Annotated in this window: 1 protein-coding gene; it reads right to left on the bottom strand. The window is 57.6% G+C overall.

Features of this window, described 5'->3' with window-relative positions; genetic code table 11:
- Positions 1–644 (bottom strand): transposase (locus tag IEX72_RS15060; protein ID WP_188788812.1); only part of this gene is annotated, 644 nt, incomplete at both ends.

Below are 644 nucleotides of genomic sequence, written 5' to 3'. Positions count from 1 at the left end.
GTCTCGTGGTGGCGCGTCGTATCCTCTGTTGAACCGCAGTTCGGACACTCCTGACTCGTCCACGCCTCGGACCGAACCTTGACCCATATACCGTATTCTTCGGCTGTACATGCCAGTCGGTTCACGAACGCGCGGAACGCCCAGAAATTGTGCGTCTTCGCGTTCGTCTCCACCGACCAGTGCCTTTCCAGCACATCCGTCAACGCTCCAGCGTACACTGTCGAAACACCCTCGTCGTACAGGCGTTCGATGAGGTCACGGGCGAGTGCGTCTTGAGCGTGATCACGTCGCTTGGTACGCCGGTCGTACAGGCGTCGGATGCGGTGACTGCTGTATCGACCGTCTTCCAAGAGTGATTGGAGACGTGCTATTTCTCGCGTCGTCTCACGGAACCGCTCGAACAGGTCACGTCCGTCGTACCGGAGCTGTTGGCCGGTTGTGGTTGTGCAAGCGACGAGGTTGTTCGCACCAATGTCCAGAGCGGCTTCTTCCGAAGCCAGTGGTTGTGCCAGTCGAGAATGGTCTTCGCTGATTGTGACTGGCTGAAAGGCCTTGAACGATTGGGCTTGCTCGTCATAAAACAACTCTAATCGGCCCTGCTTGTCGTACTCTTTCCAGTTGGGGTCGCCTCGAAGTTCGAGCCG

The sequence above is a fragment of the Halobellus salinus genome (assembly GCF_014646875.1).
Lineage (GTDB): Archaea > Halobacteriota > Halobacteria > Halobacteriales > Haloferacaceae > Haloquadratum > Haloquadratum salinum.
This window is presented reverse-complemented; position numbering and strand designations above follow the sequence as displayed.